Origin of the sequence: Methylobacterium hispanicum, from assembly GCF_022179285.1 — a bacterium.
Classification (GTDB): Bacteria; Pseudomonadota; Alphaproteobacteria; order Rhizobiales; family Beijerinckiaceae; genus Methylobacterium; species Methylobacterium hispanicum.
On the sequence record NZ_BPQO01000036.1, the window covers coordinates 1 to 17954 of the forward strand.

Genomic DNA, 17954 nt, shown 5'->3' on the forward strand with positions numbered 1-17954 from the left:
GCAGGTGGCCTGCCTGGAGGAGATCGCCTACCTGCAGGGCTTCATCGGGCGCGAGCAGCTGGTGGCGCGGGGCGAGCTCTTCGCCAAGACGAATTACGGCCAGAACCTGCTGCGCCTCGCCCGCGAGCACGACGCCGCGCCGCCGGCCTGACGCCGGGGCGGCGGGGAACGATGCGGACCGGCGGGTGATTGCCCAGGCACACCCGCCCGCACCGTGGAGTTCCCCATGCGCCGCCTCGCTCTCGTGCTCGCCGCCCTCACCGCGCTCGGCGGTCCTGCCCAGGCGCTCGACGGCGACCAGAAGACGCCAACCCGCGGGCCCGAATTCACCGGCGTGCCGAAGGACGCGGTGCTCAGCTACAACCTGATCGGTCTCAACGTGGTCGATGGTCAGCAGAACAGCGTCGGCGAGATCAAGGACATCGTCATCGAGAACGGCAAGCTCGCCGGCTACATCCTGTCGGTCGGCGGATTTCTCGGCGTGGGTGAGCGCTACGTGGCGGTGAAGCCCGAGTCCGTCGCGCTCGGCTACGACGCCGACGGCAAGAAATGGAAAGCCATCATCGGCGCGAGCAAGGATCAGCTGAAGGCCGCGCCGGAGTTCAAGTACGAGGGCAAGTTCAACCGGACCTGAGTCCGACCGGAACGGGGTCAGGCCGGAGCCGAGGCTTCCGGGCGCTGACCCGGCTCGGGGCCCATCCGACGCCGGTCGTGCTCCATGGCGAAGACGTGGGCGTAGAGGTTGGCCACCCAGCGCCGCCCCTCGACGGTCGCGTCGAGGGCACGGATGCCGTCGCCGAGCACCGGCTCGACCTTCGACCAGAAGAAGGCCGGGTAGCCCACCGCGAGGTCGGCTGGATCGGCGTAGCCGAACTCCTTGTCGAGGCCGACCTCCGCGAACTCCCGGAACAGCGCGTTGAGCTTGCGCGGATAGAGCGGATCGCCGAGCTGCCCGATCAGGTCGGCGGCGCGCAGGAGGCCGGCCTCGCTCCCGGTCTCGGCGTGGTCGGCGTCGTGCGGCACGGGAAAGCGCGTCAGCTCGATCGCCCGCACCACGCGCTCGGCGTCCACGAGGTCGTGCCCGCCGAAGCGCTCCCGCACGGCGATCTTCGAGCGCTCGACGTGCCACGGGGCCAGCGCCGCGTCGGAGGCGCCGCGCGGCAGGGCGACGGTGTTGCCCGCCGCATCGACCACGTAGCGCCCCGGCCCGTCGCCGGAGCAGATCCCGCGCACGTAGCCGATATCGTGGTAGAGCGCGGCCAGGATCGCGTGCAGCCACGCCTCCGGCCCGACCGAGTGGCTGACGAAGCGCCCACGCAGGATGTCCTGCATCACCAGGGCGACGAGCGCGGTGTGGTCGGCGTCGTGGTAGAGCGCGTCGCTGCCGACAAGCCGCTCGATGGTGAGCCGCGCCGCCTCGTCGATCACCTCCGCGTAGCGGGGCTCGCGGCTGCCGAACATGCGCGTGTAGGTGTGGGCGAGGTGGTGACCCAGCGCGTTCGCCAGGAGCTGCGTCAGTTCCAGCATGACCCGTCCGGCACCGGTCCAAGGCCGGAAAGCGCCGGCCCGCTGAGCGACAAGTCGGAGCCGCGGCGGCGGTTGCAGGGGAGCGTGGTCGGGTCCGCGGAACTTCCCATCACGCGGCGCCGTTCGATGCTGTACGATCGCCTCACCGGACCAAGAGGTTTCCATGCTACGCGCCCGCACCGCACTCCTCGCCGCCGCCCTCGCGGTCGGCGCACCCGCTGCGGCCCTCGCCTTCGGCGGCAACAGCGATGCCGGCAGCGGACTCTCGCCCTACGCCGCCCTCAACGGCAACGACCGCTCCGCCGGCGTGAACAACGGCAACTACCGGCCGCCGCGCTTCGACCCCTACGTGCAGACCTACGGCTACGAGGACGAGCCGCGGGTCTACCGGCGCGCCCCCGACCGGCGGCCCGCCTACGGCTACCCCTACTGAGCCGACGGCGCCGGCCGGTCCCCGGACCGGCCGGATCCATGTTCGGCTCAGCCCGCCCGGCCGTCGCCCATGCCGCCCTGCAGGCGCGAGAGCTGGGCGATGTGCAGGTCGATCAACGGCATCGCTCCGCGGGCGATGCGGCGCAGGCCCGGATCCTCGCCGGTCTGCGCATAGGCGCCGTGGATCATCCGGGCCTCGCGATGGCCCTGGAGCGAGGCGGCCACGAAGGTCGCGTCGTATTGCGGGCCCGGCTGCAAGCCGGTGAGCTGTTCGAGGATCTGCGCCTTCTGTGCGTCGGTGGTCATGCCGCCCGGCTGACCGGCACCGCCCGGGATCCCGAGCGCCCCGCCCGCGATGCCGGTCGCGGCGCCGACGGCGCCCCCCGCAACCGCCAGCGGTGCCCCGACGAGGCCACCCACCAATCCGCCCGGCCCAGCCCGGCCCGCGGCCATCGGCGCGCCGCCGGTGTAGCCGTCGATCCGGTTGGCAAGGTTGACCTGCTCGGTCACCTCGGCCCGCGCGAAGCGCTTCACGGCCGGATCGCGGGTCCTGGCATGGGCGTCGCGAGCCGTGTTCTCGAGGAAGAGACCGCCCTTGGTGGCCATCTCCAGGTAGACCGGCGTGGGCAGCGCGCCCGATGGCGTCGGCTGGGCGATCGCCGTCCGTGTCACCGCCAGGGCGGCGGTGGCCGTCAACATGTGTACGAGGAAGTCACGGCGCAGCATCGGGGGCTCCCGGTTGGACGACGCGTACGGTTCGGCCGCGCGGGCGGCAGGTGCGTCGTTGGTGCAACCAAGAGTTGCCTTCTCTGTTCCTAGGCGATCGGGCTCGGCCGCATCACCCCCGCATTCACCGGCCGGACGGGACGGCGCGTGAGCCCCTGGCGCCGGCCGCGATGCACGAGAAGACCCGCGCCGGCCACTGCGGCGCCCGCCAGGAGGTCCGGCAGATAGTGTCCGCCGGACCCCAGCGTCGCGACGATCACGGCTCCGTTGAGCAAGAGGGCCGGCGCCCCGACGAACCGGACCGGCGCGAGGGCCCAGGCGGTGAGGATCGCGAGGCAGACGTGGAAGGAGGGGAACGTCACGAGGCCCCGGACGTCGCCGAGCACCAGGGTATCGAAGGTTCCGGCGCGCAGCTGTTCCAGCGCGTCAAGGTGCCAGAGGGCGCCGACCGTCTCGATTCCGGCAACCGGCAGCTCGGCGGGTGCGTAATGCGCGTAGGCGCCGACCGCGGGCAGGACGGCCGAGACGACGACCACGCAGAGCAGCGTGGCGCAGAACAGGCGCACGAAGGCCCAGAGCCGGCCGAGACGGCGGGTCGCCGCAAGAACGATCACCACCACCGCGATCTGCGGCCCGCTCGTGTGATAGGCGAGAGACAGCCACCAGTTGAGATCCGGGTGGAGATTCAGCCACGCGAGGTAGGTCGGCCAGTCGAATCCGAGCGCCCGCTCGGCTCGCGCCAGTGCGTGGTCGATCAGGGGCAGCCGGAGGGTGGCGGCGGCGTAGTGCAGGATGGCGACCGGCACCGTGAAGGCGATGAGGCTTGCGCTCGCCAGCGCCATCGCGCGCAGCGACGGCTCGGACTTGATCGGGCCGAGGCAGGCGGCGACGGCGAGGAGGACGGCGACCAGCGCCGCGACTCCGAGCGGGGCGAGCGGATCGAGCCGGATGCCGGCCCGGTGGAGCCAGACGGCGTCGAGCACGACCAGAGCCAGCGTCGTCAGCCAGAGCAGGGGGTGGGGCGCGGCGATGGCCGCGAGCAGCCGCCGCCGTGTCCCGGCCCATTCCGCCGAGCGCGGGCGCGCACCGCGGGCCCGAGCGTCGAGGGCGCGTGTCCGCCGGTCCGTATCGCTCGCCCCGTCCGGGACCTCCGTCGCGTCGTCGGGCTCGGCAACGTCCAGGCTGCCGCGACGCGGTCGGTCCATCATCCTCGTGTCGCCCCCTGCCGATGCACCGATGGATACGCGCGACGCCCGCATTGGTTCTCCGGCAAGGCTTGAGTGCTAGGCACGTGCAGCGGTGCGGCGTCATCCCTGGATGCCGGTCGATTTTTGCACCCTAGATGTCGGATCGTTGGCGGGACGGGTTTCCATGGATCGGCAGAGCGGCCTCGGGCTCGACGACATGCAGGCGCGGCAGGACCACGGCGGCGAGCCGCCCGAGGACGTCGTGCTGGAGCCGCTGGCCGACTACCCGCGGATCGACCTGCGCGGGAGCGGCGAGCCCTGGGCGAAGCGGCGCGCCGCCGGCAAGACCCTGCGCGAGGCCGTGCCGCACGCGGGCCACGGCACCCTCGACCTGCCCGAGGACCGGCCCGATCCGGTCTCGCTGATCGAGCGGGCGCACCAGGGCCGCCAGCCGGACCTCATCCCGCTGCGGGTCGCCCGCATGGCGAGCTCACCCTTCGCGTTCCTCCGGGGCGCCGCCCACGTCATGGCCTGGGACCTAGCCCGCACACCCACGAGCCAGATCTCGGTGGTGATGAACGGCGACGCCCACATCTCCAATTTCGGCCTGTTTGGCACGCCGCAGCGCGACGTGGTGCTCGACCTCAACGATTTCGACGAGGTGACGGTCGGCCCCTGGGAATGGGACCTGAAACGGCTCGCGGCGAGCATCGAGGTCGCGACCCGTACCGACGAGGTACCCACCGACCATCGCCGCCGCGCGGTGATCGCGGCGGTGTCCGGCTACCAGCACACCATGACGGAGCTGGCGCCCCAGGGCTCCCTCGAGGTCTGGTACCAATCGACCCGCGCCGACCAGCTCGCGATCTCGGGGATCGACATCGACGCGGATTCCCAGGAGGTCGTGCGCAAGGCGGTCGCCAAGGCGCGCAAGCGCCACAACCGCAGCCTGCTCGACAGCGTGGCCGAGCGCCGCATCGACGGCGCGTGGCGCCTGCGGGACGACCCGCCGATCCTCACCCCCGTGCCGGACGGGGTGCGCGAGGCTGTGATCACGGGCCTGGAGCACTACGCCGAGACCCTGCCGCGGGAGCGCCGGTTCATGCTGAGCCGCTATCACGTGGTGGACGTCGCCCACCGAGTGGTCGGCGTCGGCAGCGTGGGCACGCGGGCCTATCTCGCGCTGCTCTGCGGCAACTCGGACCAGGACGTGCTCTTCCTGCAGGTCAAGGAGGCGGTGCGCCCCGCCCACGCGCCCTACCTGCCCGGCATGCCGGAGCCCTACGCCAGCCACGAGGGCGAGCGGGTGATCTACGGCCAGCGGCTGCTTCAAGCGGTCGGCGACCCGCTGCTCGGCTGGACCACGATCGAGGGCCGGCCGTTCTACGTGCGCCAGATGAAGAACATGAAGGGCGAGATCCCGGTGGCCTGCCTTCGGGGGCAGCCGCTCCTCACCTTCTCCTGGGCCTACGGCGCGCTGCTCGCCCGGGCGCATGCCCGCACCGGGGACGCCGCCGCGATCTGCGGCTATTGCGGGCACGACGGCAACACCGACCTGCGCGAGGCCATCGCGGACTGGGCGCAGGCCTACGGCGACCGCAACGCCGCCGATCACGAGCTGTTTCGCGCCGCGATCGCGAGCGGACGGCTCGAGGCCGCGGAGGATCCGCATCTCTGAGGCGGCACGCCGGGCGGGCCCGATCGTTCCCTAGGGACGCAAGCCCCGTCCTCGTGCCGATCCTGTCCTCGGGCGGCTTATGCACAGCCGCGTGGTTATCCCCGGGATTCACAAACCGTCCGCCATCCGCCACGGTGCCGGCATGATCCCCACGCCGCCCGCCGGCCCGTGAGCGCGTCCCGTCCGCTTCGCTCCCACCAGCGCGCCCTCCAGGCGCTCGTCGCGGCCATCGCCCGCGGCGAGGCCACGGGCGTGAGCGATATCCTGGCCGCGGTGACGCCGGGCGGTGGCAAGTCGCTGCTGCCGGTGATCGCCGCCGCCGAGCTGATCGCGGCCGGCCGGATCGACCGCGTCGTCTGGGTGGTGCCGCGCGATTCGCTGCGCCTCCAGGCGGAGGAGGCCTTCGCCGACCCGGCGTGGCGTGCGAGCCTCGGCCACGCCGTCAGCGTGCGCGCCGCCGACAACGAGCCGGATCCCGCCCGGGGCCTCGGCGGCTACGTCACCACCTACCAGGCGGTCGCCGCGGCACCGGCCCTGCACCTCGCCGAGGCACGGGCGCACCGCACCCTGCTCGTGGTGGACGAGGTCCATCACCTGCCGGTGCCGAGCGCCGCCCGCGGTGGGGGCGGGGAGACCTCCGACGAGGAGGCCGAGGCCGGCGCCTGGAGCCGGGCGATGCTGCCGCTGATGCGGGCCGCGTCGATGCGGCTCTTCCTCTCGGGCACCCTGGAGCGGGCGGACGGGCGCCGCATCCTCGGGCTGCCCTACCGCCCGGCGAGCCCGGGCCGCGCCCCGGAGGTCGACACGGAGGCGCCGGGCCTCGCGGTGATCGGCTACTCGCGGGTGCAGGCGCTGGCGGAGCGCGCGGTGCTGCCGGTCAATTTCGGCGCGCTCGACGGTGAGGCGAGCTGGCTGGAGGCGGGCCAGGAGGCGGGCGCGGCACCGCGGGTGGGTCCGCACCGGCTCGGCGGAGGCGTGCGCGTCACCACGCGGCCGGCCCTGTTCACGGCGCTCCGCACGGGCTTCGCCCGCGACCTCCTCGGGGAGGCCTTCCACGCCACCCGCCGCATCCGGGCGCGGCGGCGCACCGAGCGTGGGCTGGGACCGGCCGAGCCGGCGCTCGGTCTCGGCAAGCTGCTCGTCGTCGCCCCCGACCAGGCGAGCGCCCGGCGCTACCAGGCGATGATCCAGGGCTGGATGCCCGGGTCCCAGGCCGAGCGGGACGTGCGCATCGCCACCTCCTCGGCCCAGGACGCGCACGCGGCGCTCGCCGCCTTCCGGCTGCTGCCGGAACCCGCTATCCTCGTCACCGTGGCGATGGCCTACGAGGGCCTCGACGCGCCCGAGGTCGCGGTGGTGGCGGCCCTTACCCATATCCGCTCGCGCCCCTGGCTGGAGCAGATGCTGGCCCGTGCGACGCGCGTCGATCCGAATGCCGGGCCCTACGACGGCCAGCAGGCGCTGGTCTTCCACCCCGACGACCCGCTCTTCGCGAAGTTCCGCGCGGAACTGGAGACCGAGCAGGGCAGCGCGCCGCGCCCGCCCGAGAAGCCGCGCCTTACCGCCGTGACGCCCGAGCCGGTGCGCTGGCGGGACGAGACGCCCCGGGGCATCACGCCGCTGGAGAGCAACGCGCTCGGGATCCGCTACGCCATGCTGCGCCCGCGCACCCCGGCGCCCGATGCGCCCGCCCGGGAGCCGCCGCCGGCGCGGGAGGGCGTGCCTTCCCTGACGGAACGCTCCCTGCGTCAGCGCCTCGCCGCGCAGGTGGCGGCCCAGGCCGTCGAGGACGAGGCGGCGTGGCAGGCGCCGCGCGGCGGCAACCTCGCCCACAGGTACAACGCGGTGCTCAAGCGCGTGACCGGCAAGGACCGCGCCTCGATGACCCTGGCGGAGCTGGAGGCGGCGCTCGCCTGGCTGGAGCGCAACCGCCTCTCCGACCACGCCCACCTGCTCGACGGGGATGCCCGCTACGCCTGGTCCGCCCGCCAGCGCCGCAGGAGCTGGGCGCCGGCTGGGCGCCGGGCGGAGGGCTGAGGCGGACCGCCTCACTCGGCCAGGAAGCGTCGGATCCAGCCGCCCAGGCGCGCGCTGTCGTGCGGGGCATCGAGGCTGGCGAGGGCCCGCTCGACCAGGGCCGGATCCGCGACCGCGGCGCGGTGATCGCGGGTGAGGGCGCGGGCGTAGTCCGGGCCGAACTCCGGATGGCACTGACAGGAGAGGGCCGCGCGGTCGGCGTATCCCAGCACGCCGTAGGGCGTGAAGGCGCTGGCGGCCAGCACGCGCGCGCCCGGCGGCGCCACGACGACCTGATCCTGATGGCTCACCGGCACGGCGATCCGGCTCGCCGCGTCCATGAAGGGGGCGCGCGCGACGACCTCGTAGGCGTGCAGGCCTAGCCCCCAGCCGCGGGACGACTTCCGGGCCCGGCCGCCGAAGGCCTCGGCCATGATCTGATGGCCGAAGCAGATCCCGACGAGTTTCCGCTCCGGCGGCAGTGCCCGCAGGAAGGCGACGAGGTCCGCGATCCAGGGAAGCGGATCGTAGACGCCGGCGGCCGAGCCGGTGATCAGGAAGGCTTCGTAGCGGTCAGGCTCGGGCCAGGCGCCAGCGCGCACGTCGAAGGTTGCGCACGCGTGTTCGGGCCCGAGCAGGTCGGCCGACATCGCCGCGTAGGAGGGGAAGCCGGAGAGCCTGTCGGGTGGCCGTCCGGTCTCGATGATGGCGATGCGCAAGCGTGCTTCGTCCGTCGCGACCCCGTCGGAGAACCCGGCGGTCCCAGGGCGTTAGGCCGCGCTGGCCCTTGCGCGCAAGCGGCGTGCCGGTCTCGGGCGGATGTCCATCGGGTTGCCGCGCCAGACCACGGCGTTGCGCATCCAGGCGCGCGCCCAGAGCAGCGGGATCATCGCGTCGCGCACGAGGAAGCAGACGAGGAGGCGCGGTGAGCGCTGCCAGCCGGCGCGGGCCGCCAGCGCGTACTCGGCGCCGTAGAAGATCGCGGCGAGCGCGCCGATCCCGGCCCAGGCCTGCGCGGTGCCCGCGAGGCAGCCGGCGAGGAGGAACGGTGCCAGCACCCCGCTCGCGATCTCCGGCGCGAAGAAGAGCGGGAAGGTCACTCGCCGCAGACGCGCCCAGCGCAGCTGGCGCGACCAGACCTCCCGGCGTCGGCGCGGGCCGAGCGGCTGCTCGAACGGGGCCGGCACGAGGTGGACCCGGCGCCCGGCCGCCCGGACCAGCTTCGTCGCGGCCGCGTCCTCGGCGATCTCCGCGGCGAGCGCGCGGATCCCGCCGTGGCGCTCCAGGAAGGGCCGGTGCCAGAGCATGCTCTTGCCCTGCGCGAAGCCGAGCCCCAGCGCCTCGCCCGTATACTGCCAGCGCGCCTGGAGCGTGTTGAGGAAGGCGCACTCGACCTCGGCCCAGAGATTGCCAGGCCGTGCCCCGATCGGCGTCGAGCAGACGAGGCCGGTGTCGGGCCGCCACGCCGCCTGCATCTGCTGGAGGTAGTCGGGCGGCATCAGCACGTTGGAATCGGCCAGCACGATCCAGTCGTGGCGCGCCGCCTCCCAGCCCCGCACGCAATTGTTGAGCTTCGGGTTGTCGCTGACGCGCTCGTCGCCGATCACCACCCGGGCCGGCACCGCGGGGTGCGCGTCGATGAGGCGATGGACGAGCGGCAGGACCGGATCGCCCGCGTCGGCCACGCAGAAGACGACCTCGTAGGCGGGATAGTCGAGGCGGAGGCCGCGGGTCAGCGTCTCCTCGCTGAAGGTCTCCACGCCGCAGACCGGGCGCACCAGCGAGACCGGGGCGCCGGCCGGGAAGGCGGAGGGCCCGCGCAGCCGGCCGATACGCCGGGCGGCGATGCCGAAGCTCGCGAGGTTGACCAGGGTGAGCAGGCTGCAGAACGCCAGGGCCAGCGCGGTTGCGTTCGCCTCGATCATGCGGCTGTGGTCCCCGTGCTGGCCGCGACCTGCCGCCGCGCCGTTGCGCAGCCCCCTAACAGTCGCGCCGTATCAGTCTTATGACGGGCACGTTCCCTGCGGTGCCGGACCCGGATGATCCCGCCGATCGTGTTCCACCCGGCCTACGAGGCCAGCCTGCCGGACGGCCACCGCTTCCCCATGCGGAAATACGGCCGTCTCGCGGAGGTGGTGGCCGAGCGGGGGCTGGCGCCGCTCGGCTTCGTGCAGCCGGAGCCCGCCTCGGCGGCGCTGCTCGCGCAGGCGCACGCGCCCGCCTACATCGATGCGGTGCTGGCGCACGCCGTGCCGCGCGCGGTCGAGCGGGCCATCGGCCTGCCGGCGGACGAGACGGTGGTCCGGCGCTCGCGCGCCTCGGTCGGCGGCACGCTGCTCGCCGCGCGCCTCGCGCTCGCCGAGGGGCTCGCCGGCAGCACGGCCGGCGGCAGCCACCATGCCCGGCGCGAGCAGGGGGCGGGCTTCTGCGTGTTCAACGACGTGGCGGTGGCGGCGCGCGCCCTCCGGCACGAGGGCGCGATCACCCGGGCGCTGGTGGTCGATCTCGACGTGCACCAGGGCGACGGCACCGCCGACTGCCTCGCCTACGCGCCGGACCTGTTCACCCTGTCGGTCCATTGCGAGCGGAACTACCCGACCCAGAAGATCCCGGGCGACCTCGACATCGGGCTGCCGGACGGGATGGAGGACGCGGCCTATCTCGAGGTGCTCGCCGGGCGCCTGCCCGCGCTCCTCGACGCGCTGCGGCCGGACCTCGTCTTCTACAACGCCGGCGTCGATCCGCACCGCGACGACCGGCTCGGTCGCCTCGCGCTGAGCGACGACGGGCTCTACGCCCGCGACCGCTACGTGGTGGGCCAGGCGCGGGCACGGGGCATCCCGCTCGTGGCGGTGATCGGCGGCGGCTACACCCACGACGTGGACGCCCTCGCCGCGCGCCACGCCCTCGTGTTCCAGGCTCTGGCCGCCGTGGCCGAGACGTGACGCGGCCGGAATGAATCGGGGACGGGGCCCGCGCTTAAACCTTTTGTGAAGCGTGCGGCGCACAATCGACCTGTCGCGCCGAGGCGGCGGCGCGCCGGTTCGACTGTTGAGTGGCGGCGATGCTCGGACGGATCTGGGACGGCATGAAGGTGACGCTCGCGCTGCTGGCGATGATCGCCGCGGCCCTGATCTCCGCCGACAAGCTCGATCACGGACGGCGGGATGCCGCCCGCCCAGGAGACGTCGCGCGGCAGGCGACGGAACCGGCGGTCACCGGCTCCGTCGGCAGGCGCTGAGGCGGCGCGCGCCTCAGTAGCTGTAATCGCGCCGGGGATAGCCGCGCTGCCCGTAGCCGGGATCGCGCACGCGGGAGCCGTAATCGACGTCGCGCCGCGCCTGACGTTTGGCGAGCGCACGGCCGGCGAGGCAGCCCGCGACCGCCCCGACCACGCCGCGCTCGGCGAGATAGTGTCCGGCCACGCCGCCGATGATGGCGCCCTTGATGCAGCCCTTGGCCTCCGCAGCGCCGACGCTCATGAGCGTCATGATCGCGATGGCCGACGCCCTGACGGCGATGCGCATGGTGTTCTCCCAGATGAAGTGCCCGGGAGAAACGGCGCTACCGCCGCCGCGTTCCTGAGGCGCGCGGCGCTCCCGCGGAATGGGAGTGCCGCGCCACCGCTCTAGCGCAGCGAGGCGCAGAAGCGCTGGATGCGGGTGCAGGCCTCCTCCAGCGCCGTGTTCGAGGTGGCGTAGGAGATGCGCAGGTTGGGCCCGAGGCCGAAGGCCGAGCCGTGCACCGCGGCCACGCCCTCGCTCTGCAGGAGCTCGGTGACGAAGTCCTGGTCGGTCTCGATGGTCTTGCCGCCCTCCGTGCGCTTGCCGATGAGTGCGGCGCAGGACGGGTAGACGTAGAAGGCGCCCTCCGGCATCGGACACTTGAGCCCCGAGGCCTGATTCAGCATCGAGACCACGAGGTCGCGCCGCTCCTGGAAGGCGGCGCGGAAGCGGGCGAGGTGCTCCTGGGTGCCGTCGAGCGCGGCAACCGCCGCCCATTGCGAGATCGTGGTGGCACCGGACGTCTGCTGGCCCTGGATGAAGTCCATCGCCTTGATCAGGTGCTCGGGGCCGGCCGCGTAGCCGATGCGCCAGCCGGTCATGGCGTAGGCCTTCGAGACGCCGTTCATGGTGAGCGTGCGCTCGTAGAGGCCGGGCTCGATCTGGGCGGGGGTGACGTATTCGAAATCGCCGTAGGTCAGGTGCTCGTACATGTCGTCGGTGAGCACCCAGACGTGGGGATGGCGCATCAGCACGTCGGTGATCGCCTTGAGCTCGTCGTGCGCGTAGGCCGCGCCTGAGGGGTTCGACGGCGAGTTGAGGATGATCCACTTGGTCTTGGGCGTGATCACCCGCTCCAGCTCCTCGGGCTGAAGCTTGAAGTCGTGCGCCATGTCGGTCTCGGCGAAGACCGGCGTGCCGCCGCACAGGGTCACGATCTCCGGGTAGGAGACCCAGTAGGGGCGGGGGATCACCACCTCGTCGCCGGGGTTCAGGGTGGCGAGCAGCGCGTTGTAGATCACGTGCTTGCCGCCGGTGCCCACGATGGTCTGGGCGGGCTTGTAGTCCAGGCCGTTCTCGCGCTTGAACTTGCGGGCGATGGCCTCGCGCAGCGGCACGATGCCGGAGACGGGCGGGTACTTGGTCTCGCCGCGCCGGATCGCCTCGATCGCCGCCTCCTTGATGTGGTCGGGCGTGTCGAAGTCGGGCTCGCCGACCGAGAGGCTGATCACGTCCATGCCGGAGGCTTTCAGCTCGCGCGCCTTCTGCGTCATCGCGATGGTCGCGGACGGCTTCACGCGGGAGAGGGCGTCGGCCAGAAAGCCCATGGGGATTTGCTCCGGGGTCTCGAAATCTTGCGGCGGCCGCGGGTCCGCGGCGGCGGGACCCTAGGGGCGGGGGCCTGAGCCGGCAAGATGCTGCCGGACGTGCGGAACACCACATGCCACGCGCAGCGAGCAGGGCTCCCGTGCCGCGGTTCCCCTCGCGATCGGGCAGGCGCGGCCTCATCTTGGAGCGATGCTGCCCCTCTCCGTCCTCGACCTCTCCTTCGTGAATGCCGGCGCCACGCCCGCCGACGCGCTGCAGGACAGCCTCGCGCTCGCCCGGCACGTGGATGGCCTGGGCTACCACCGCTACTGGCTCGCCGAGCACCACGCCCTCGCCTCGGTCGCGAGCCCCGCGCCCGAGATCATGATCGGGCAGATCGCGGCGGCGACGCGGTACCTTCGGGTCGGCTCCGGGGGCATCATGCTGCCGAACCACGCTCCCCTGATGGTGGCCGAGCGCTTCAAGCTGCTCGAAGCCCTGTTCCCGGGCCGCATCGATCTCGGTCTGGGGCGCGCGCCGGGCACGGACGGCATCACGGCGCGGGCGCTGCGTCGCCGGGAGGTGCCGTCCGAGGGCGACGACTTCCTCGACCGGCTGCAGGAACTCCTGCTCTGGGGCGGCGGCGGGTTCCCGCCCGGCCACCCGTTCGGGACGATCACGGTGATGCCCGCGGGCGTGCCGCTGCCGCCGGTCTTCCTGCTGGGGTCCTCCGACTACAGCGGGGCGCTCTCGGCCCGGATCGGCTGCGGCTTCGCCTTCGCGCAGCATTTCGGCAGCTCCGACGCGGCCGAGGTCCTGCGGGCCTATCGCCGACAGTTCCAGCCCTCGCGCCTGGGCGAGCGGCCGCACGCCATCCTGGCGCTCGCAGCGGTGTGCGCCGAGACCGACGCGGAGGCCGAGCGGCTCGCCATGAGCGCGCGGCTGGCGACCCTGCGCCGCGAGCGCGGCGCCTACGGCCCGATCCCGAGCCTCGCGGAGGCGGAGAACCATCCCTACACGGAATCCGATCGCCTGCGGATGGAGCGCGGGCGGGCGCGCCTGCATGTCGGCTCGCCCGAGACCTTGCGGGCGAAGCTCACGGCGCTCGCCGCGGAGGCGGAGGCCGACGAGATCATGATCGTGTCGAGCATCCACGATCAGGCGGCGCGGCGGCGCTCCTACATGCTGATCGCCGAGGCGTGGGGCTTGTCGGTCCGGCCCGACCCCGGCGACCGTTCGGGCTGATCGCCTACCAGCGGCAGACGCGGCGCGGCCCGTATGGCGTCGGGCGCAGGAAGCAGCGGCGGCCGTAGAAGCCGCGCGGCGGCCCGGCGAACGGGCGGCAGCGCCCGTAGGGCCCGCGCGCCCAGCCGGGGCCGCAGCCCTGCGCCACCGTCTCGATCGGAGCCTGATCCGCGAGGCCCGAGGCCGAGCCGATCCCGAGCGGCGCCGCCTGGGCGTTGGAGCCGGCGCCGAGGCCGCCAAGCGTCAGGGCGGCGGCAAGGCCGAGGAGAGTCCTTCTGGACATCTGCGTTGTCCTCCTGTGGTCCGATCGGCGCAATGTCGCGGAAAGCGACACCTTGACCGTGTGCCGATCTAGGACGCTCGCTCCCTGTCGGAAGATTGGCGGCAGATGACGTTTTCGACAGGTTCGGGGGACCGTTCGCCTGAACGGCCTCCGCGCCCGTCCTCGCTTGGCGAGCCGGGCGCGAAGGCGTGCCGCTCAACGGTGGCGACGGTGGCGGCTGTGCTTGCGCCGGCCGGGCAGGTCGGTGCGGTAGGCGCGCCGGCCAGGGTCGATCCCGAGGGCGCCGTTGACCGTGCCGACAGCGCCGCCGACGGCGCCGCCCACGACCCCGCCGACCGGGCCGCCGACGCGGTTGCCCTCGGCCGCGCCGCGGTTGACGCCGCCGACGAGGCCCTGGGCCTGGGCGATGCCGCCGAGGGCGAGGGTCGAGACCGCGAGCGTCGCGGCGACGAGGAAGTGCTTCATGGCGGTGTCCTCTCGTTGCTGGCGTGCTCCGTACCGGCCACCTGACCGCGCGGGAGCGCGCCTTCGTCAACGGTCAAGCTCGCCGTTGGTGGCAGCCGTGCGGGCGGGATTTCTGCGGAGCGATACCGATTTGCGAGCTCTGGCGCGGGCGGGCGCCCGCTGGTAGAAGCCGCCCCATGCGAGTAGGCGCAGTTCTCTTCCGCGGCCGTCCGGCGACGCGAATTACGGGCCCGGCCTCCGCCTGAGTGCCGCGGGAGACGCGGCATCGCGGATGCCGGGACGCGGGATCCCCCGCACCCCTGCCGGCGCTAGCGGCGCCGGAACCGCCGAGACATGAGCCGCACGGCCCGATCGCGGGCCCGACGCCTTCCCAGGACGACCGATGAGCGACGCGACCCCCGCCGACACCGCGGCCACCCGCGACTATTCCAAGACCCTGTTCCTGCCCCGCACCGACTTCCCGATGCGCGCCGGCCTGCCGACGCGCGAGCCGCTGCTCCTCGAGCGCTGGGAGACGACGGACCTCTACGGGCAGTTGCGCGCGCGCGGTCAGGGCCGGCCGAAATTCGTGCTGCACGACGGCCCGCCCTACGCCAACGGTAACATCCACATCGGCACGGCGCTCAACAAGATCCTGAAGGACGTCATCGTCCGCTCGATGGGCGCGCTCGGCTACGAGGCCAACTACGTGCCGGGCTGGGACTGCCACGGCCTGCCGATCGAGTGGAAGATCGAGGAGCAGTACCGCGCCAAGGGCCGCAACAAGGACGCGGTGCCGGTGATCGAGTTCCGCCAGGAATGCCGCGCCTTCGCGGCGCAGTGGCTCGACGTGCAGCGCGCGGAGTTCCAGCGCCTCGGCGTCACCGGCGATTGGGCGCACCCCTACGCCACCATGGCGTTCCCGGCGGAGGCCGCCATCGCCGACGAGCTGATGAAGTTCGCCGTCTCCGGCCAGCTCTACCGCGGCTCGAAGCCGGTGATGTGGTCGGTCGTCGAGAAGACAGCGCTCGCCGAGGCCGAGGTCGAGTACGAGGAGCACGTCAGCGACACGATCTTCGTGGCGTTCCCGATCCGCAAGGGCGGGGCGGGGGCGCTCGCCAGCGCGCGCGTGGTGATCTGGACCACCACCCCCTGGACGATCCCCGGCAACCGCGCCGTGGCCTACTCGAAGAAGGTCGCCTACGGCCTCTACCGGGTCACGGCGGCGCCCGAGGACAACTGGGCCAGGGCCGGGGAAACCTACATCCTGGCCGACACGCTCGCGGCAGGCGTATTCAAGGCCGCGCGTGTCGAGGGCTTCGAGCGCGTCGCGGACGTGTCGCCCACGGAACTCGCCGGGCTCACCCTCGCGCACCCGCTGGCGGACCTCGGCTACGGGTTCGACGTCCCCGTCCTCGAAGGCGACCACGTCACCGACGAGTCGGGCACCGGCTTCGTCCACACCGCGCCGAGCCACGGCCGCGAGGATTTCGAGCTCTGGATGGCGAGCGGCCGCCTGCTTCGCCAGCGCGGCATCGACACGGCGATCCCCTACACGGTCGATGCCGACAGCGTGCTCACGGAGGCCGCGCCGGGCTTCACTGGGACGCGCGTGCTCACCGCCAAGGGCGAGAAGGGCGACGCCAACAAGGCCGTGATGGCGGCGCTGACCGAGGCCGGCGCGCTGATCGCCCGCGGCGTGCTGCGCCACCAGTACCCGCATTCCTGGCGCTCGAAGAAGCCAGTGATCTTCCGCAACACGCCGCAATGGTTCATCGCCATGGACCGGCCGGTGGACAGCCTCGGCAACCGGACCCTCCGGGAGGTCGCCCTGCAGGCCATCGACGACACCCAGTGGGTGCCGCCGCAGGGCAAGAACCGCATCACCGGCATGGTGGCCAACCGCCCGGACTGGGTGGTCTCGCGCCAGCGGGCCTGGGGCGTGCCGATCACGGTCTTCGTCCACCGCGAGACCGGCGAGGTCCTGCGCGACGCGCGCGTCAACGCCCGCATCGTCGAGGCCTTCCGACAGGAGGGTGCGGATGCGTGGTTCACCGACGCCGACGGCGCCCGCTTCCTGGCGCCCGAGCACGATCCGGCGGCCTACGAGCGGGTGACGGACGTGCTCGACGTCTGGTTCGATTCCGGCTCCACCCACGCCTTCGTGCTGGACGATCCCGAGGCCTTCCCGGGGCTCTCCGGCGTCACGCGCCGCCGCGACGGCGGCGAGGACCGGGTGATGTATCTCGAGGGCTCGGACCAGCATCGCGGCTGGTTCCAGTCCTCGCTGCTCGAATCCTCCGGCACCCGGGGGCGGGCGCCCTACGACATCGTCCTGACCCACGGCTTCGTGCTCGACGGCAAGGGCCTGAAGATGTCGAAGTCGAAGGGCAACGTCGTAGCCCCCCAGAGCGTGATCAAGGATTCGGGCGCCGACATCCTGCGCCTGTGGGTCGCGGCCTCCGACTACACCGATGACCTGCGCATCGGCCCTGAGATCATCAAGACCTTCGCGGAGACCTATCGGAAGCTGCGCAATTCGCTCCGCTGGATGCTGGGCTCGCTCGCCCACCGGGTCGAGGGGGACGACGTGCCGCTTTCCGAGATGCCCGAGCTGGAGCGGCTGATCCTGCATCGCCTCGCCGAGCTCGACGCCGAGATCCGCGAGGCCTACGCGGCCTTCGACACCAAGCGGGTGGTGGCGCTGCTCAACGGCTTCATGACCGGCGACCTCTCGTCCTTCTACTTCGACGTGCGCAAGGACGCGCTCTATTGCGACCCGCTCTCCTCGGTGCGCCGTCGGGCGTCCCTGCAGGTGATCGACGAGGCCTTCCGGCGGGCCGCGATCTGGCTCGCCCCGGTGCTCGCCTTCACGGCCGAGGAGGCGTGGCTCGACCGCTACCCCTCCGAGACCGGCTCGGTGCATCTCCAGACCCTGCCGCATACCCCGGCCGAGTGGCGCGATGACGTGCTCGCCGAGCGCTGGCAGAAGATCCGGCGGGTGCGCCGCGTGGTGACGGGCGCCCTCGAGATCGAGCGGGCGGCCAAGCGCATCGGCGCGAGCCTGGAGGCAGCCCCTCGCGTGTACGTCGCCGATCCGGATCTGCTGGCGGCGGTCGAGGGCGTCGATTTCGCCGACATCTGCATCACCTCGGATATCTCCGTCGTCGCCGGGGACGGGCCGGCCGAGGCCTTCCGCCTCGACGAGGTCCGGGGCGTCGCGGTCGAGCCGCGCCCGGCCGAGGGGCGCAAATGCGCCCGCTCCTGGCGGGTGACGCCCGAGGTCGGCCGGGACGCGGAGTATCGCGACGTCACCCCCCGCGACGCGCAGGCCCTGCGCGAGTGGGACGCCGCCCACCCGGAAGCGAGCGCGGCGTGATGGTCCTGCCATCCCCTGCGCGCGTCCTCCCTCCCCCCTCTGCGGGGGAGGGTACCCTGCGAAGCAGGGGGGGAGAGGGGAGCGGCGGTGCCGACGAGGGCTCCGCTTTGCATGAAGGCCACGCCCATATCGTAAGCTGGGGTCCCCTCTCTGCGGGACTACGTCCCGACCAACCCCTACTGACGCAGGGGCCACCCTCCCCCGCAGAGGGGGGAGGGGACGCTGC

At 72.8% G+C, this 17954-nt stretch carries 17 protein-coding genes and 1 pseudogene; 9 read left to right on the forward strand and 9 right to left on the reverse strand.

From position 1 onward, the window contains the following. Positions 1-151: pseudogene (locus MFF56_RS27830) on the forward strand (glucose-1-phosphate thymidylyltransferase RfbA); the annotation flags it as partial. 75 nt (positions 152-226) lie between these two features. Continuing rightward, positions 227-634, forward strand: coding sequence for a PRC-barrel domain-containing protein (locus tag MFF56_RS27835; protein WP_066927715.1), 408 nt, complete (start codon positions 227-229; stop codon positions 632-634). 17 nt (positions 635-651) lie between these two features. On the opposite strand, the gene MFF56_RS27840 is transcribed toward MFF56_RS27835, so the two are convergent. After that, positions 652-1527: a metal-dependent phosphohydrolase gene (locus tag MFF56_RS27840; protein ID WP_066927717.1), complete on the reverse strand. Its 876-nt coding sequence runs from the start codon at positions 1525-1527 to the stop codon at positions 652-654. 163 nt (positions 1528-1690) lie between these two features. Between MFF56_RS27840 and MFF56_RS27845 the strand changes: the two genes are divergently transcribed. Beyond that, positions 1691-1960, forward strand: a complete 270-nt coding sequence (locus MFF56_RS27845; protein WP_066927719.1) for a hypothetical protein — start codon at positions 1691-1693, stop codon at positions 1958-1960. 47 nt (positions 1961-2007) lie between these two features. Here MFF56_RS27845 and MFF56_RS27850 read toward each other — a convergent pair whose 3' ends face one another. Continuing rightward, a complete protein-coding gene (locus MFF56_RS27850; RefSeq protein ID WP_238231850.1) occupies positions 2008-2685 on the reverse strand; it encodes a DUF4142 domain-containing protein in 678 nt (225 codons plus the stop codon). A gap of 89 nt (positions 2686-2774) precedes the next feature. Continuing rightward, complete coding sequence (locus tag MFF56_RS27855; protein WP_238231851.1) at positions 2775-3893, reverse strand: phosphatase PAP2 family protein; 1119 nt, start codon at positions 3891-3893, stop codon at positions 2775-2777. Between the two features lie 196 nt (positions 3894-4089). Here MFF56_RS27855 and MFF56_RS27860 point away from each other — a divergent pair, with 196 nt between their 5' ends. Then, the gene (locus tag MFF56_RS27860; protein WP_308445286.1) at positions 4090-5550 is read left to right on the forward strand and encodes a DUF2252 domain-containing protein; all 1461 of its coding nucleotides are present in this window, start codon (positions 4090-4092) and stop codon (positions 5548-5550) included. Positions 5551-5718: 168 nt separating this feature from the next. Beyond that, positions 5719-7587: a DEAD/DEAH box helicase gene (locus MFF56_RS27865; RefSeq protein ID WP_066918537.1), complete on the forward strand. Its 1869-nt coding sequence runs from the start codon at positions 5719-5721 to the stop codon at positions 7585-7587. Positions 7588-7598: 11 nt separating this feature from the next. Here MFF56_RS27865 and MFF56_RS27870 read toward each other — a convergent pair whose 3' ends face one another. Together MFF56_RS27870 and MFF56_RS27875 are read right to left on the reverse strand one after the other, a co-directional pair. Further along, positions 7599-8285, reverse strand: a complete 687-nt coding sequence (locus tag MFF56_RS27870; protein ID WP_066918536.1) for a glutamine amidotransferase-related protein — start codon at positions 8283-8285, stop codon at positions 7599-7601. Between the two features lie 51 nt (positions 8286-8336). Beyond that, positions 8337-9491: a ceramide glucosyltransferase gene (locus MFF56_RS27875; RefSeq protein WP_066918534.1), complete on the reverse strand. Its 1155-nt coding sequence runs from the start codon at positions 9489-9491 to the stop codon at positions 8337-8339. A gap of 114 nt (positions 9492-9605) precedes the next feature. On the opposite strand from MFF56_RS27875, the gene MFF56_RS27880 reads away from it, so the two are divergent. Together MFF56_RS27880 and MFF56_RS27885 are read left to right on the forward strand one after the other, a co-directional pair. After that, entirely contained in the window at positions 9606-10511 is a 906-nt protein-coding gene (locus MFF56_RS27880) for a histone deacetylase family protein (protein WP_197430418.1), read from the forward strand. A 119-nt stretch (positions 10512-10630) separates the two neighbouring features. Next, the gene (locus MFF56_RS27885) at positions 10631-10807 is read left to right on the forward strand and encodes a hypothetical protein (RefSeq protein WP_238231853.1); all 177 of its coding nucleotides are present in this window, start codon (positions 10631-10633) and stop codon (positions 10805-10807) included. Positions 10808-10820: 13 nt separating this feature from the next. Here MFF56_RS27885 and MFF56_RS27890 read toward each other — a convergent pair whose 3' ends face one another. Together MFF56_RS27890 and MFF56_RS27895 are read right to left on the reverse strand one after the other, a co-directional pair. Then, positions 10821-11093 carry a hypothetical protein gene (locus tag MFF56_RS27890; RefSeq protein WP_066918530.1) on the reverse strand — a complete coding sequence of 91 codons (273 nt, stop codon included), beginning with the start codon at positions 11091-11093 and terminating at the stop codon, positions 10821-10823. Between the two features lie 101 nt (positions 11094-11194). After that, positions 11195-12397 (reverse strand): pyridoxal phosphate-dependent aminotransferase, encoded by a 1203-nt coding sequence (locus MFF56_RS27895; protein WP_066918528.1) that lies wholly within the window; start codon positions 12395-12397, stop codon positions 11195-11197. A 190-nt stretch (positions 12398-12587) separates the two neighbouring features. Here MFF56_RS27895 and MFF56_RS27900 point away from each other — a divergent pair, with 190 nt between their 5' ends. Further along, positions 12588-13622, forward strand: coding sequence for an LLM class flavin-dependent oxidoreductase (locus MFF56_RS27900; RefSeq protein WP_066918527.1), 1035 nt, complete (start codon positions 12588-12590; stop codon positions 13620-13622). 4 nt (positions 13623-13626) lie between these two features. Here the strand turns inward: MFF56_RS27900 and MFF56_RS27905 are convergent, their stop codons facing one another. Both MFF56_RS27905 and MFF56_RS27910 read right to left on the reverse strand, forming a co-directional pair. Continuing rightward, positions 13627-13905: a GCG_CRPN prefix-to-repeats domain-containing protein gene (locus MFF56_RS27905; RefSeq protein WP_238231854.1), complete on the reverse strand. Its 279-nt coding sequence runs from the start codon at positions 13903-13905 to the stop codon at positions 13627-13629. A gap of 195 nt (positions 13906-14100) precedes the next feature. Further along, positions 14101-14370: a hypothetical protein gene (locus tag MFF56_RS27910; RefSeq protein ID WP_066918523.1), complete on the reverse strand. Its 270-nt coding sequence runs from the start codon at positions 14368-14370 to the stop codon at positions 14101-14103. 382 nt (positions 14371-14752) lie between these two features. Here MFF56_RS27910 and ileS point away from each other — a divergent pair, with 382 nt between their 5' ends. Continuing rightward, complete coding sequence (gene ileS, locus MFF56_RS27915) at positions 14753-17728, forward strand: isoleucine--tRNA ligase (RefSeq protein ID WP_238231855.1); 2976 nt, start codon at positions 14753-14755, stop codon at positions 17726-17728. The last annotated feature ends 226 nt before the right edge of the window (positions 17729-17954 follow it).

Excerpts from the sequence above, each read along its gene's own strand:
- MFF56_RS27835 (WP_066927715.1), top strand. The coding sequence starts at position 227 with ATGCGCCGCCTCGCTCTCGTGCTCGCCGCCCTCACCGCGCTCGGCGGT.
- MFF56_RS27840 (WP_066927717.1), bottom strand. The coding sequence starts at position 1,527 with ATGCTGGAACTGACGCAGCTCCTGGCGAACGCGCTGGGTCACCACCTC.
- MFF56_RS27845 (WP_066927719.1), top strand. The coding sequence starts at position 1,691 with ATGCTACGCGCCCGCACCGCACTCCTCGCCGCCGCCCTCGCGGTCGGC.
- MFF56_RS27850 (WP_238231850.1), bottom strand. The coding sequence starts at position 2,685 with ATGCTGCGCCGTGACTTCCTCGTACACATGTTGACGGCCACCGCCGCC.
- MFF56_RS27855 (WP_238231851.1), bottom strand. The coding sequence starts at position 3,893 with ATGATGGACCGACCGCGTCGCGGCAGCCTGGACGTTGCCGAGCCCGAC.
- MFF56_RS27860 (WP_308445286.1), top strand. The coding sequence starts at position 4,090 with ATGCAGGCGCGGCAGGACCACGGCGGCGAGCCGCCCGAGGACGTCGTG.
- MFF56_RS27875 (WP_066918534.1), bottom strand. The coding sequence starts at position 9,491 with ATGATCGAGGCGAACGCAACCGCGCTGGCCCTGGCGTTCTGCAGCCTG.
- MFF56_RS27880 (WP_197430418.1), top strand. The coding sequence starts at position 9,606 with ATGATCCCGCCGATCGTGTTCCACCCGGCCTACGAGGCCAGCCTGCCG.
- MFF56_RS27885 (WP_238231853.1), top strand. The coding sequence starts at position 10,631 with ATGCTCGGACGGATCTGGGACGGCATGAAGGTGACGCTCGCGCTGCTG.
- MFF56_RS27890 (WP_066918530.1), bottom strand. The coding sequence starts at position 11,093 with ATGCGCATCGCCGTCAGGGCGTCGGCCATCGCGATCATGACGCTCATG.
- MFF56_RS27895 (WP_066918528.1), bottom strand. The coding sequence starts at position 12,397 with ATGGGCTTTCTGGCCGACGCCCTCTCCCGCGTGAAGCCGTCCGCGACC.
- MFF56_RS27900 (WP_066918527.1), top strand. The coding sequence starts at position 12,588 with ATGCTGCCCCTCTCCGTCCTCGACCTCTCCTTCGTGAATGCCGGCGCC.
- MFF56_RS27905 (WP_238231854.1), bottom strand. The coding sequence starts at position 13,905 with ATGTCCAGAAGGACTCTCCTCGGCCTTGCCGCCGCCCTGACGCTTGGC.
- MFF56_RS27910 (WP_066918523.1), bottom strand. The coding sequence starts at position 14,370 with ATGAAGCACTTCCTCGTCGCCGCGACGCTCGCGGTCTCGACCCTCGCC.
- ileS (WP_238231855.1), top strand. The coding sequence starts at position 14,753 with ATGAGCGACGCGACCCCCGCCGACACCGCGGCCACCCGCGACTATTCC.